The 13935-nt window shown below is 55.9% G+C and carries 11 protein-coding genes; 5 read left to right on the plus strand and 6 right to left on the minus strand.

The genetic code is table 11. The features are described 5' to 3' along the window. The first annotated feature begins 29 nt into the window (after positions 1-29). The 4 genes from SRBAKS_RS16245 (at position 30) to SRBAKS_RS16260 (ending at position 5756) form a co-directional block, all read left to right on the plus strand. Entirely contained in the window at positions 30-755 is a 726-nt protein-coding gene (locus SRBAKS_RS16245; RefSeq protein WP_229591942.1) for an MBL fold metallo-hydrolase, read from the plus strand. Between the two features lie 74 nt (positions 756-829). Beyond that, on the plus strand, positions 830-3139 hold the full coding sequence (locus SRBAKS_RS16250) for a mechanosensitive ion channel family protein (RefSeq protein WP_229591943.1): 2310 nt from the start codon (positions 830-832) through the stop codon (positions 3137-3139). 49 nt (positions 3140-3188) lie between these two features. Further along, on the plus strand, positions 3189-3560 hold the full coding sequence (locus SRBAKS_RS16255; RefSeq protein WP_229591944.1) for a hypothetical protein: 372 nt from the start codon (positions 3189-3191) through the stop codon (positions 3558-3560). Positions 3561-3641: 81 nt separating this feature from the next. Next, a complete protein-coding gene (locus SRBAKS_RS16260; RefSeq protein WP_229591945.1) occupies positions 3642-5756 on the plus strand; it encodes an acetate--CoA ligase family protein in 2115 nt (704 codons plus the stop codon). Between the two features lie 89 nt (positions 5757-5845). Here SRBAKS_RS16260 and SRBAKS_RS16265 read toward each other — a convergent pair whose 3' ends face one another. The 5 genes from SRBAKS_RS16265 to SRBAKS_RS16285 all read right to left on the minus strand — a co-directional run bounded on the left by SRBAKS_RS16265 (position 5846) and on the right by SRBAKS_RS16285 (position 10789). Continuing rightward, entirely contained in the window at positions 5846-7249 is a 1404-nt protein-coding gene (locus tag SRBAKS_RS16265) for a sensor histidine kinase (protein ID WP_229591946.1), read from the minus strand. A gap of 113 nt (positions 7250-7362) precedes the next feature. Beyond that, complete coding sequence (gene speB / locus SRBAKS_RS16270; protein ID WP_229591947.1) at positions 7363-8169, minus strand: agmatinase; 807 nt, start codon at positions 8167-8169, stop codon at positions 7363-7365. A gap of 7 nt (positions 8170-8176) precedes the next feature. Further along, positions 8177-9565, minus strand: coding sequence for an ATP-dependent protease ATPase subunit HslU (hslU, locus tag SRBAKS_RS16275; RefSeq protein WP_229591948.1), 1389 nt, complete (start codon positions 9563-9565; stop codon positions 8177-8179). Between the two features lie 113 nt (positions 9566-9678). Continuing rightward, positions 9679-10218, minus strand: coding sequence for an ATP-dependent protease subunit HslV (gene hslV / locus SRBAKS_RS16280; RefSeq protein WP_229591949.1), 540 nt, complete (start codon positions 10216-10218; stop codon positions 9679-9681). Positions 10219-10243: 25 nt separating this feature from the next. Further along, positions 10244-10789 (minus strand): macro domain-containing protein, encoded by a 546-nt coding sequence (locus tag SRBAKS_RS16285; RefSeq protein WP_229591950.1) that lies wholly within the window; start codon positions 10787-10789, stop codon positions 10244-10246. A 99-nt stretch (positions 10790-10888) separates the two neighbouring features. On the opposite strand from SRBAKS_RS16285, the gene SRBAKS_RS16290 reads away from it, so the two are divergent. Then, positions 10889-12058, plus strand: coding sequence for an ATP-binding response regulator (locus SRBAKS_RS16290; RefSeq protein ID WP_229591951.1), 1170 nt, complete (start codon positions 10889-10891; stop codon positions 12056-12058). Here SRBAKS_RS16290 and SRBAKS_RS16295 read toward each other — a convergent pair. Beyond that, positions 12055-13932 carry a chloride channel protein gene (locus tag SRBAKS_RS16295; protein WP_229591952.1) on the minus strand — a complete coding sequence of 626 codons (1878 nt, stop codon included), beginning with the start codon at positions 13930-13932 and terminating at the stop codon, positions 12055-12057. The two genes, SRBAKS_RS16290 and SRBAKS_RS16295, sit on opposite strands and share 4 nt — an antisense overlap. Positions 13933-13935 lie beyond the last annotated feature (3 nt).

Raw genomic sequence — 13935 nt, forward strand, 5'->3', positions numbered from 1 at the left:
AAGGTGTCTGGAAGCGTATAGGTGAGTGTATGAAAGTAGTGCTCACGTATATACACCACAATTGTTTTGTCATGAAAACCGACACGCGCACCTTCCTCTTCGATTGTCCGGGGGACGCTCATCTTCCAGTTAACGGAGCGGACAGTATCGGTCGGGCAGTGGCCGATACCGAGCTGACCGTGTTCATTTCCCATGGACATGAAGATCATCTGAATGAAGATCTTGATTCCCTGACGTCTCCGGCAAAGAGCGTGCAGTATGTGCTGTCAGAAGACATCGAGGACATGCGGCCCGAGGCGCTCCCGACAAAGGGGGAGGTGCTTATCGTGGAGCCGGATGAAACTTACGCGTATGACGGGATGCGTATCGAGACGCTCATGAGCAATGATCTTGGCGTAGCTTTTCTGGTCACGGACGGGGCGTTTCGATTCTATTTCGGTGGAGATCTGGCCAAGTGGATATGGAAAACCGCTTCGGCCAGGGAGCAGGCATTCACCTCGGCCTTTTTTAGACAGGCCATGCAGCGTGTGAGCGACTTCAAGCCGCATGTGGCATTCTCCAATGTCGATCAGCGGCTGGAGAATCTTGCCGGAGGAGTGGAGGCGTATCATGAAGCTGGCGCTCGTGTCTTCGTGCCCATGCATACATTCGGCGAGACAGACTGGTTGCCCCGGTTTGCAGCCTCTCTGGGAGCATCCGGAGACGAGGTCTTTCTCTATGCAAATACCGGAGATCGTGTCGAGTATGTTTTTTGAGTTTACAGTTCTCCCATCATCTTGATATACAAGCTGAATTACACAAATATGACATGTTTACATCTGGGGGCTGCATGTTGAATCGGGTTTTCATTTTTGCCATGGTCGTGGCGCTGGCGTGTTGTCTATCGGGTGCTCCGAGTGCGCACGCAGCAGCATCGGCCGCAGTCTTGCAGGCAGCGGGCAGTTCTCATTCCAGTTCGAAATCCGATACGTCTGTGGCCATCCCGTCGGACTCAACGCCCGAACAGATCAGCGCGATCATGGCCGGATTGAGCGATGAGCAGGTCCGTCGCCTGTTGCTGGAAGAGTTGAAAAAGAACGCTGAGATGGAGAAGAAACCTGCGGCACCCACCGGACTCGAAGGGGTGCTTGCCAGTCTGCGCTCTGATGCGAACTTTGTCCGTGACCGTTTCCAATATCTTTTTTCGGGCGCGTCAACGGCTCCGAGAGACGTGCCCCGGGCCTTCAGCCATTTTCTGGCCGGGGATGATAATATGGGGCCGGGCATGCTTCTGCTCGCCCTGGTGGCATTGTCGGTGTTCTGGGTTGGCGGTACGTTCCTTTTCAAGAGACGGACGGTCCATTTTCGCAAGGCCATAGCCCGCACGCCCGGAGAGCTGCCCTGGTATGAACAGATGGGACGGCTTTTTCTGCGGGCTGTTCTGGATATTTTCGGCGTTGTGCTGGTCGGCGGTGTCGCCTTTGCCTGCTATCTCGTTATTTTCGACAAAGGCGCTGGTTCAAAGATCGTCATTATTGCCTGGTTGTTGGCCATGATTTTCCTGGCCCTGGTCAAGATATCAGCGCGGTTTCTTCTGGCACCGCATGCCCCCTCGCTGCGGTATCTGCCCCTGACCGATGCGACCGCTCAGTATATGTTCAGGTGGGTGGTGAACATTGCCCGGATTCTCGCCCTGAGCATGCTCGTGAACACCATCCTGCGGCTTCATGGAAGTGGTGAGGCCGTGAACTTGCTGGTCATGACCTTTTTCGGGTTTGTCGTCGCCTTTGTGCTGACGCTGCTTGTTCTGTGGAACAAGAAACCCATTGCGGATGCCATACGGCGCAATACCGAGGCCGACGGGCTGGTTCATCAGTTTGCCGACTCCTGGCATGCGGCAGCCATGTTGTATATTTTCGGTTCATGGATGCTCTGGGTTTTCGCCATCATGCTGTTTGGTGCGCAGGCGCGGCTTATCGGAATCATGACATTGCTTCTGGTGCCGGGATATCTGCTTGTGGAGTGGGCCACGCAACGGTTGGTGGACTTTGCCGTGGACATGGCCGGGACACGGATGCCGACCGATGAGGAAGAAGGGGATGAGCTTCCACAGGGACTCATTCGTTTTCAGAAGTTCCTGCGGAACGGGTTTCATGTGCTGGTCCTGGCGGCCACGGTTTTCCTGTTCTTGCGCATATGGGGTATCAATCTTCAATTCGGACGCGAGGTGGTTCGGGCTGCCATATCCATTTTACTGACCTTGATTCTGGCATATATGTTGTGGGTCTATGTCAATCGGTTTATCGAACGTAAACTCATGGAAAAACAGGAAGAACAAAGTTCAGGGAGCGGTGAAGGCGATGGCGGCGGCCCGGGCGGCGACCGTTTTTCGACCCTGCTGCAACTGGTCAAGAAGTTCATCTTCGTGGGTATTGCGGCGGTGACCGTTCTGGTCATGCTGTCCTCGCTCGGTGTGGATATCGGGCCGCTCATTGCCGGTGCGTCCATATTCGGCATCGCCATTGGTTTTGGCGCGCAGACCCTGGTGAAAGACATCATCTCCGGTATATTCTTTTTGACCGACGACGCCTTCCGGGTGGGGGATTACATCGAGACCAGCGGTGCCATGGGCACTGTGGAGGAAATTTCGGTTCGCTCGCTCAAGCTGCGGCACCACCTTGGCTTCCTGTATACCATTCCCTTTGGCTCGATGAAGATGATCAAGAACAACACCCGCGACTGGGCGGTCATGAAGTTGCAGTATCTGGTGCCGTTTGACACCGATATCGGGCAGGTGAAGAAGATCATCAAGAAAATCAACAAGGAAGTGCGAGCGGTCCCGGAACTCAACGAGGTCATGCTTGGCGACATCAAGAGCCAGGGCGTCAAGGCCATGGAAGAGTACGGCATGCGTATGCGGGTCAAGTTCATGACCAAACCCGGTGGCCAGTTCACCCTGCGCAAGCTGGTGCTCGCCAAGATGCGCAAGCATTTTGCCGAGGCCGGGATTGAGTTCGCCAAGCCGCGTGTGGCCGTTCAGATCCCTGATTCCAGCAATATGACCGATGAGGATCGTGCGCATGTGGCCGCCGCAGCCGGAAAGACGGTGGAGGACAAGCAAAAGGCGAAGAAAGCCGCCTCACATGATAAATCCAAATAAGAACGGAAGGATGTACGGTTTTTCTATCTGATACCTGGTGGGACTCATTATGGTGTATAGTCGGGAGTATGAACTTGTAGACGATTGGATCCGTATCACGACTACTGGACGGATCGACTCGGGTGATGAATTCATCGACAAAGTGCTTGTCGGGGCCGACAAGGTGCTTGAACTCGACGTCAGACTCGTGCTGCTGGACGAGCTTCAGCTCGAACTGGCGCTCGATAATCTGGACATCAAGCTGGGGGTCGGCAGTCTTGATCACAGCGAGGTGCATACCTTGGGGTTGCGTATCGCCTGCCTGTTTCCTCCGGCAAACCGGGCGCTCTATACGATGTATGAGACCGTGTACCGGAACAGGTCGATCAATTTTCGTCTTTTTGATGATGAACAGGCTGCTATCGCCTGGCTGAAAGAGTAAGTGGAATCCCTTGTTAGCTGACCTGTTTCGGGTTAGGATTTTGCAATCAACGCGCAACCTCTTGACCCTCAGGAGCCTTTTTTGTCAGCTCAGGATTCTCTGCACGCCTTTTTTCATCCCGATACCGTTGCCGTCATCGGCGCCTCTGCTACACCCGGAAAGGTCGGTCATACCATTGTCTCCAATATGCTGAATGCCGGTTTCAGCGGCAAGCTGTTTCCGGTGAACCCCAAGGGGGGGAGCATTGAAGGGCTGGATGTCATCTCCGATATTGCGGATCTGCCTCGTGGTCTTGATCTGGGTGTTGTTTCAGTTCCTCCCCAATTCGTGATTCCGTCCATCAAGGCCCTGGCCGAGATCGGGACAAAGTCCGCCATAGTCATCACTGCCGGGTTCAAGGAAGTGGGTACTGAGGGATACCACATGGAGCAGGAAATCATCGCCCTGTGCGAGGAGCATGATATGGCTCTGCTCGGTCCCAACTGTCTGGGCATGATGAATACGGCGGCCGGGGTCAATGCCTCTTTTGCCGCAGGCCAGCCCAGCCCCGGCTCCATAGCCTTTTTCTCGCAGAGCGGTGCGCTCTGCGTAGCCATTCTCGACTGGGCGCTCGGTGCGAATGTCGGCTTCTCCAAGTTTGTCTCTCTGGGCAACAAGGCTGTTCTGGATGAAGCGGATATGCTTGACTACCTGAACGAGGATGAGGCCACAAAGGTCATTCTCGGCTATATCGAGAACGTGGAACACGGCGATGCTTTTCTCAAGGCCGCGCACAAGGCCTGTCTGAACAAGCCGGTCATCATGATCAAGTCCGGCAAGACTGCGGCAGGAGCAAAGGCCGCCTCGTCGCATACCGGCGCCATAGCCGGGTCGGATCAGAGCTATACCGCCGCATTCCATAAGTCGGGCGTCATCCGGGTAGGGGACGTCGCTTCCTTGTTCAATCTGGCCCAGGCTTTTTCCTGCCAGCCATTGCCCAAGGGACCGAACCTGGCGGTGGTCACCAACTCCGGTGGTCCTGGCATTCTCGCCGCGGATGCAGCGGACCGCTCCTGTCTGACCATGGCTGCCCTGTCGCAGAGAACCATCCAGAAACTGCAGGAATTTCTTCCCAGCTATGCCGCCTTTTACAATCCGGTGGATATCATCGGTGACGCGGATGCGGACCGGTACGCCAGAACGCTGGATGTCGTGGCGGAGGATCCCATGGTCCATTCCATCATGGTGCTGCTCACGCCCACCGCGTCCGTGGAGATAGAGAAGACCGCGCAGTCGGTCATCCGCATTGCGCGAAAGTGCGGCAAACCGGTATTCGCCTGCTTCATGGGTAAGACCCGCGTGGCAAAGGCCAGGGAACTGCTCATGGAAGCGGATATTCCCTGTTATGCCTTCCCCATAGCCGCAGTGCATGCCATTGAGACAATGTACGAATACTACCTGTGGAAAAGCCGTTCAAAACCTGAGTTCAAGGAGGTCGAGCGCGACCTTGAAACAGCCCGGGGGCTGATCCGGGAACATGAGCAGCGCAAGCAGGCCGAGATCGTGGAATTCGAGGCGCAGCAGATGTTGCAGGCATATGGATTGCCCACGCCGAAGACCGTGTTGGCCCGCTCCTCGGACGAGGCGGTGGCCGCTGCCGAGGAGATCGGCTATCCCGTGGTGCTCAAGATCGCCTCTCCTGATATTTCTCACAAATCCGATGTCGGTGGCGTCAGGGTGAATCTGGGTAATGCCACAGCGGTCCTGAATGCTTTCAAGCAGATCACGGCCCAGGCGCAGCGTATGCGTAGGGAGGCGTATATCGCGGGTTGCCTGGTGCAGGAGATGGCTCCTGCCGGGGTCAAGGAAGTGATCATCGGATTCAAGCGGGATGAACAGTTCGGCCCCATGCTCATGTTCGGTCTCGGAGGTATCTATGTGGAGATCATGAAGGATATCTCGTTCAGACTCGCGCCGCTCTCTCGTCAGGATGCGTTCAAGATCGTGCGCGAGATCAAGTCCTACATGCTGCTTAAGGGGCTCAAGGGTGAACAACCCGTGAATTTCACCGCGCTTCAGGATATCATTCTGGCGATGTCGCAATTGGCTCTTGATCATCCGCAGATACTGGAAGCGGAGTTCAATCCTGTTCTCGTGAATCACGAGCGGGCGCTCGTTGCCGATGTTCGGATGACGCTCCAATTGAAAAACGATTAGGGCGATTATCGCAGTATCAGAGTGACGGTCGGTTCTGACTGGTGTCCGTCAACGGTATCGCCATGCGTTCTCCTTGGACTCTGGTGCTGTCATGGACACTTGGGAAGGGTTACCGTGATCGTTGTTCCCTCTTCATTGGATGATCGCATGGTAATCGTGCCGTTCATGACTTCGGTCATGATCCTTGCTGAATACGTTCCGAGTCCCGTGCCGGTGCGTTTGTTGGCCGTGGTGTACTTGTTGAAAAAGCTGTCTTGGATAGCTTCAGGGACAGGCATGGTGTTGTGAATGGTGAAGGACACATTGGCATCGTCATCATCGATGGCAATAGAGACGGTATCGGATATGTCAGAGGCTTCAATGGCATTCTTTATGAGATTGCCCAACAGAGAATAGAGCAGAGTCTCTTCTGCCTGAAGAGTCAGGGAATCCGAACTTCCGACAGGCTTTCCGCTTCGCGTGAGTTGCAGCTCCACGTCGTTTGCTTGCGCTTCTCCGGAGACATTCCTCATCACTCTGCGTGTGATATTGATGACATCTATGTCTTCCGGCACGTATGTGTATTTACCTGTTTCGATTTTATATATGTCCAGGCTCCTGTTGATCATGTCCAACCCTGTATCCAGGGCAGAGCGCATATCTTTCAACATGTCTTTTTGGTCATCGGTCACGGGTGTGTAGTTCGTAAGGTACTGAATGCCGTTGAGTACGCCGATGAGGGGCGCCTTGAGGTCGTGACGGGTGATCAGCTCCACATCTGCCCTGAGTTCTTCGGCTTCCTTTCCCGATTTAATACGCGCTGACTCCAGGGAGAGCAGGATGATGACAATGCCGAGCAGGAGCGCACAGGTCAGTATGGTCCCATAGGTGGCATAGGTCGTGAATCGCTTCAGCTCATTGACGGACTCCGTGGCATTGAAATGAAACTCGAAGGCACCGAGAAAACGCCCGTTTTTCAGTATGGGGACAACGGTTTTGACCACGGCCAACTCCCTTGTCGCGATGTCGGAGGTCTTTTTGTTTTCCCAGACCAAGTGCGAGGACGTTTCACCCTGAGCGACTGTTTTCTGATAGTAGGGGGCGTTGTTGGTCGTGCCGATTCTGGTTCTGTCACTGGAGTAGATCACCTTCCCGATCGAGGAGTACACAATGATTCCCAGCATGCCGAACTCATGTTCAAGGCGGTAGACATCCGCCATGAACATGGGGGAATCAGTGGCCTTGTTCGTCAGGGCAGACTGTTGGACGGACGAGGGGATGGTGTGCCTGGCGAGCCTTTCGGATTGGGTCTCGATGGCTTTGACGAGGATGTGCGTATAGGCGGGGTAGATGACCGTGGTGTTGACCAGAGGCAGGGCGACGACGGTGATAACTGCAAGTAGAAGGATGCCCAGCAGGGGGCGGCTTCGTCTGTACAGAACACGAGGAGAGATGTGAGCTGATGACGCTGCCCTGGAGCCTTTTGCTGGCTGGGTACATTCTCGCCGGTTCATCTCCGCTACGTCCTCCAGGTTGCTTCTCCTCGGAAATCAAGTGAAGCATACCATACGGGCGAAAAGTAGCAAGTCGATACAACTCGCAAGTGGAACCGTGTGTTGGCGGCGTATCAGGAAGCTGCGGAGCAGGAGAGGATCATGCCGGCAATTTCGCGGAGTATTTTTGCTGCGGTCATGGCGGTGACACCGTTGATGTCCCGGTCAGGGTTTAGCTCCACGATATCTGCCCCGATGATCGGAGCGTCCAGGGCCTGGATGATATCGAGGATGCTCCGGGTACTCATGCCGCCAGGTTCGTGGTGGGAGACACCGGGGGCAAAGGCCGGATCAAGGGCGTCCATGTCGACCGAAATATATACTGGAGTGTCGAACGAGAGCGTGGGCCAGGTTGATTGGTCCTTCATTTCCAGCCACTTGATGCCGAATTGGGCTTTTTGCTCACGCTGATGGCCCGAAGCCGTGCGGATCCCCACTGAGATCAATTCGGTGCAGAGGGACTCTTCCATGATGCGGGAGAAAGGGCAGGCGTGGGAGTGCGGGTTGCCTTCGAACTCATGATAACAGTCCGGGTGGGCATCGAAGTGGAGGATGGTGAATTCCCCCACAGCGCGGTGCATTCCCTTGACCAGCGGGTAGGTGATCGAATGATCGCCGCCAATGAAAATGGGGGTTGTCGCTGCCTCTCCTGCTTTTCTGGCGGCGTCTGTAATGGTTGAAAAAGCGGTCTCCGCACTTCCCGGATCGATCGTTCCGGCGTGGTCTATGACCCCGGAGAGATCATGGGCGGTTTCTGTCCACAGATTGGCCGAGTCGCAATGCAGCGCCTCCACCACTGCGAACGGCCCTTTGGCAGGGCCGCGCAGGTAGGATGAATTGTGGTCCAGTGGAACGCCGATCAGAGAGATGCGGGGCAACATGGTGGTCCTAGAGGATGTAGCGGGACAGGTCGCGATCTTCTACAACATGGTCCAGTTGTTCAACGACGTAATCCCGGTCGATGACGATCTTCTGGCCGGATTTGTCCGGTGCCTCGAAGGAGAGGTTGGCCAGGATCTTTTCCATGATGGTGTAGAGCCTACGCGCGCCAATGTTTTCGGATTCCTCATTGATCTTTTCAGCAGTGGCCGAGATCTCTTCAAGTGCTTCCTTGGTGTATTCGATGGCGACACCCTCGGTTTCGAGCAACGCCTTGTATTGCACGGTGAGCGCGTTTTTCGGCTCGGTCAGGATGCGGTAGAATTCTTCCTTGTGCAGGGAGGCAAGCTCCTCGCGCAGGGGGAAACGTCCCTGAAGTTCCGGGATGAGATCGGACGGTTTGGCAAAATGAAAGGCTCCGGCTGCGATGAACAGGATATGATCAGTCTTGATCATGCCGTATTTGGTGTTGACCACACTGCCTTCCACGATGGGCAGCAGGTCTCGCTGGACCCCTTCGCGAGAGACATCGGCAGAACCGCCGCCTGTCTGGTCGTGCCGTGAGGCGATCTTGTCCATTTCATCGACAAACAGAATGCCTTGCTGCTCAACACGTTCACGAGCCAGCTCGTTGACGGCATCGGGATCGATGAGTTTGTCGGCCTCTTCGTCGATAAGGGTCTGGTACGCGTCCTTGATCTTCATCTTGCGCGTTTTGCGTTTGCCGGGGAACATATTGGAGAAAGCGCTCTGCAGGTTGGAGCCCATGTCTTCCATGCCGGGGATGGCCATGATTTCCACCTGTGCGCCGGACTGCACCGTGACACTCATTTCCACTTCCCGTTCGTCGAGCTGACCGGCCCTGAACATCTGACGGAATTTTTCGCGCGTGGCACTGTCCTTGGGTTCTTCCTTGACCTCTTCGATTTCGCCGGACTGGTTGCCTGCAAAGAATCCCATGGGGCCGCCTTCCTGCGGTTTCTTGCCGGGCAGCAGCAGGTCCAGAAGCCGTTCTTCGGCGTTCTTTTCCGCCTTGATTCGAACCTTCTCAGTCTCTTCCTTGCGGACCATGGATACGCCGATTTCCATGAGATCACGGATCATGGACTCCACGTCACGGCCCACATAGCCCACCTCGGTAAACTTGGTGGCCTCCACCTTGAAGAAGGGGCATTTGGCCAGCCGGGCCAGACGGCGGGCGATTTCGGTCTTGCCCACTCCGGTGGGGCCCATCAGGATGATATTCTTGGGGGCGATCTCATCGCGGAGTTCCGGGTCGATCTGTTGGCGCCGCCAGCGGTTGCGCATGGCGATGGCCACCATCCGTTTGGCGTCGTTCTGGCCGATGATGTATTTGTCGAGTTCGGATACGATTTCTCTGGGAGTCAGATTGCTCATTGCTTCTCCGATATATGCTGTCCTCGGCAGGTTCTTGGCTCCGTTCGAGGATATAACTGTATTATTTTGTGTTGTATTACAAGTAATTGCGATTAATCGTTCGCGCCGAAGCGTTATTTATTCTGTGCTTCGATCACAATGTTGTTGTTGGTGTAGACACAGATGTCGGCTGCGATCTCCATGGCTTTTTTGGCGATGTCTGCGGCAGACAGGCCCGTGTTCTGCTGCAACGCTCTGCCAGCGGCCAGGGCATAGGACCCGCCGGAGCCGATGGCTGCCACACCGTCGTCCGGTTCGATGACGTCACCGGTGCCGGAGATGATGAGGATGTGTTCGCCGTCCGCAGCCAGCAGCATGGCTTCGAGCTTGCGCAGGTATTTGTCGGTGCGCCAATCCTTGGCCAGCTCCACAGCGGCCCTGAGCAGGTTGCCGGAGTATGTTTCCAGTTTGGTTTCAAAGCGTTCGGACAGGGTGAAGGCGTCAGCGGTCGCACCGGCAAAGCCCACGGTTACCTTGTCCTTGTAAATGCGGCGTACTTTTCGGGCGGTATGCTTCATGACCACCGACTGACCAAAGGTGACCTGACCGTCACCGGCCACGGCAGTTCCCTTGTCATCTTTAACCGCTATTATGGTTGTTCCTCTGAGTTCCATTCTTTCTCCTTGCCCTTGCAGGTCATTATAGAATGTCGTTGGCAACGTCGATCCATGTTGTGTAGGCCGTGTCGCCGTGAAGGACCATGGTTACTTCGTTGACCAATTCCGCCTCAAGCCCTTTTTGTATGGTGAGGAGCGCAATACGCGCCGCGTCCTTGACGGGATATCCGTAGACGCCGCAGGAAATGGCCGGGAAGGCTATGGTCTGGATTGCGTGTTCGTGAGCGAGCCGCAGGCAGTTGCTGTATGCATTCTCAAGCAGTCTGGGCTCGTTGTTTGTTCCGCCGCGCCAGATAGGGCCGACGGTATGGATGATATGGGCGGACGGCAGGTTGAATCCGGGGGTGATGATGGCTTCGCCCGGCGGCAGAGAGCCGATTGTACGGATGATTTCCTGACAGGCTCCCTGCAGTTCGACATATCCGGCTCTGCGGTGAATGGCACCGTCCACACCTCCACCACCGGCCAGACGGGAGTTGGCCGCATTGACGATGGCGTCGAATTTTAACGCGGTGATATCGTCTTGGCGGATGATCAGCTGTCCATCGGTGAAGTTCCATATTTGCATATCAGAACTGAAGATAATCTCTCTGTCGATTTTGGCAAGGGGTGAAAAGGAGTCATCAAAAGACTTTCAGTGATTGTGTGTACGTGGTAATGTTCCAGAATGGCAGACCGAGAGCGCATACTCATAGTTGATGATCAACCCGAGAATATTTCCATCATGATCGAGGCCTTGCAGGCATCGTATGACCTGATGGCCGCGACTGATGGCGAAACCGCGTTGGAGCGGGCAAATGGCGAGGCCAAGCCGGATCTCATTCTGCTTGATGTGCTCATGCCCGGCATGAATGGGCATGATGTCTGCCGATTTCTGAAAGCCGAATCCGCCACCAGGGATATCCCTGTCATTTTTGTTACAGCCCTTGATAAGCCTGACGATGAAGCCAAGGGGCTGGAGTTGGGGGCTGTGGATTATATCACCAAGCCCATAAGCCCTCCTGTTGTGGAAGCCCGTGTGCGGGCCCATCTTCAGGTCACCCAAGCCCGTCGGGTGCTGTTGCATCAGAACGAGACCTTGGAAAACAGGGTACGGGAAAAGGCCGCGGATGTGATCCGCATGCAGCAGGAGCGGGTGGAAGGACTGAATAATTTTGCCAATGCCGTGGCGCATCAGATTCGAAATCCGGTCATGTCCATAGGCGGTATGGCGGGGCTGCTGGTCAAGAAGGCCGATGTGGGAACGCCTCTGGCCGAGTATGCTCAGGCTGTGTATGAAAATTCAGTCCGACTGGAGAATCTGGTCAATGTCATCAGCGAGTACGTTACTCTGACCGTGGATAAGACCGGCGCGGTCTCGATACGCACGGTTGTTGAAGAAGCTGTTGCACAGGTCGAGTCCCTTGCCGGTGAGTGTGCCTGTACTGTGGCATTTCAGATGCAAATAGCCGACCGTGAGGTCGTGGCGGACCACAACCTGCTGCGCATGGCGCTTGTGGAAATTCTCAAGAATTCCATAGAGTTTTGTGAAACAGGATCCGTCACGGTTGCCATCGAGGGGGGATTCGGCGTTTGTCAGGAGAACTTGTCGGCAACAGAGCAGTTCTATGCCACCGAGTGCCGGTTCGGGCTGTGCATCAAGGATGACGGGCCCGGTATTCCTCGGGAGCATCTCCCCTATATCCTTGACCCGTTCTTCACCACCAAGGCGCTGGGGGTCGGGCTGGGGCTGACCAAGGCCAAGCGCATCCTCTGCGATGAACTGGGCGGTTCAATGGTGGTGGACTCCACTCCGGGAGAGGGGACATCTGTGACCCTGTCGTTCGCTCAGTGCTAGTCGGCCTTGAAGGTCGACTCGATATCCACACCTTTCACTTCGGCAATGGCTTCTGCATATGCCTGGAACACGTCATCGCGGTTGATGAGACCGATGATGTCCGACGTATTGGTCTGGGCGACGACCGGAATCTGTCCGTAGTCGGTGTTCACGAACCGCAGCAGGGCCTGATAGAGGTCATAGTCCGGGCGTACATAGACAGGGCGCGACATGAGATCCTTCACCACGACCAGATCGTGCAGCTCTTCCTCGAACATCCAGTTACGGACGTTGTGGATGGAGATCATGCCCACATACCAGCCATCTTCGGATCGGCGTACCGGGAAGTATAGCTGGTCCGAATTGGCGATGATGTCGGTCAGCGCCTTGAGCGTGGTGCCTTCTTCCAGCACGATGACATCATGCGGATCGTAGAAATCGGAGACGTGCATCTGTTCAAGCACGTTGATTGTCGCGTCTTCGGTATGGGCCGGTGAGTCGAACTTGTTTTCCACCTGATGCTCGTAGAGCGAGAAATTGCGTCCGAGCACGATGCAGAGGGCTGACGCGAGCATGAGCGGTGCGAGCAGGCCATAGCCCTGGGTCAATTCCGTGACCATGATGAGCGGGCCGATGGGCGCGTTGGCAACCCCGGCAAAAAACGCGGCCATACCGACAAGGATGTAGGCACCGGGTTGCGTGACGATATTCGGGAAATATTCATGGCCGATTTTTCCGACCAGCCCACCGGACATGCCGCCGACAAACAGTGCCGGAGCGAACATGCCGCCGGACATGCCGGAGCCGATGGTGATGGACGTGGCCACGGTCTTGCCGATAATGATGTAGCACATGCCCAGCGCAGGAATCTGGCCGAGAATGGCCAGCTCCAGCCAGCCGTACCCACCGGACAGGATACCTCCGGTGATCAGACCGTCTGTGGCCGTGTACGGGTAGGCGATGCCGAGCAGGCCCATGGCCAGCCCACCGAGTCCCATGGACCAGATGATGCCGACCTTCTCCCGGACAGGGAAGAAAATGTGGTATTTGATGACATGGAAAGTCTTTATGTACATCCAGCCGACCGCAGCGCAGACAAAGGCGAGCAGGGCGTAGAAGATGAGTTCGCGGGGGTCATGGAAGGAGAAGCGCGGAATGCCGAAGATCGGCTCCGTGCCGTAGAAGAACGTGAAGATTGAGTAGGACACAACGGAACTCATGACGGAGGGCAGGATTGCCTCGGCCTCGAAATCCTCGCGGTAGATGACTTCCACGGCTGTCAGTGCGCCGCCTAACGGGGCGCGGAAAATGGCGCCCAAACCGCCTGCTGCGCCTGCCAGCAGAAGCACGCGGCGCTCTTTGGCGGAAAGATTGAATACCTTGGCCAGCCATGCTCCCAGACCTGCGCCCATCTGGGTGATAGGGCCTTCCCGACCGGCAGAGCCACCCGAGGCGATGGTCAGCACTGAGCACAGACCGCGAATGATGGCGACCCGTGGTCTGATGATGCCGCCCTGGTTGTGAAAGGCGTTGATGGTTGCGTCAGTGCCGTCAGTACCGCCATCAATGGTGTCCGGGATGAAGCGCTGAACAAGCCAGCCGGTCAGCAGGGCTGTGCCGGTGGTGCACACAGGGATGACCCAGGGGCGAAATGCGCCTGCGTGTCCGTGAAAGATGCCTTCACCTGCCGGTTCCGGGGAAACGATGCCTGCCATGTTGTGCTGGATGATGAATTTGCCGAATTCCACCAGCCAGAAAAAACCGGCGGCCACAAGGCCGGAAAAGGTGCCGACAAGAACGCCGATGACAAGCCATCTGAAAGCGGTGACGGTGCGGTACGATTTGAGTAGGTCAGCCCAGTAGTTGATGAGACGGGCAATAACTCGGAGGGACATGCG

Source organism: Pseudodesulfovibrio sediminis (assembly GCF_020886695.1).
Taxonomy (GTDB): Bacteria; Desulfobacterota; Desulfovibrionia; order Desulfovibrionales; family Desulfovibrionaceae; genus Pseudodesulfovibrio; species Pseudodesulfovibrio sediminis.

Coding starts and splice junctions, on each gene's coding strand:
- SRBAKS_RS16285 (WP_229591950.1), bottom strand. CDS start 10,789: ATGCAAATATGGAACTTCACCGATGGACAGCTGATCATCCGCCAAGAC.
- SRBAKS_RS16245 (WP_229591942.1), top strand. CDS start 30: ATGAAAGTAGTGCTCACGTATATACACCACAATTGTTTTGTCATGAAA.
- SRBAKS_RS16290 (WP_229591951.1), top strand. CDS start 10,889: ATGGCAGACCGAGAGCGCATACTCATAGTTGATGATCAACCCGAGAAT.
- SRBAKS_RS16255 (WP_229591944.1), top strand. CDS start 3,189: ATGGTGTATAGTCGGGAGTATGAACTTGTAGACGATTGGATCCGTATC.
- SRBAKS_RS16265 (WP_229591946.1), bottom strand. CDS start 7,249: ATGAACCGGCGAGAATGTACCCAGCCAGCAAAAGGCTCCAGGGCAGCG.
- hslU (WP_229591948.1), bottom strand. CDS start 9,565: ATGAGCAATCTGACTCCCAGAGAAATCGTATCCGAACTCGACAAATAC.
- hslV (WP_229591949.1), bottom strand. CDS start 10,218: ATGGAACTCAGAGGAACAACCATAATAGCGGTTAAAGATGACAAGGGA.
- SRBAKS_RS16295 (WP_229591952.1), bottom strand. CDS start 13,932: ATGTCCCTCCGAGTTATTGCCCGTCTCATCAACTACTGGGCTGACCTA.
- speB (WP_229591947.1), bottom strand. CDS start 8,169: ATGTTGCCCCGCATCTCTCTGATCGGCGTTCCACTGGACCACAATTCA.
- SRBAKS_RS16250 (WP_229591943.1), top strand. CDS start 830: ATGTTGAATCGGGTTTTCATTTTTGCCATGGTCGTGGCGCTGGCGTGT.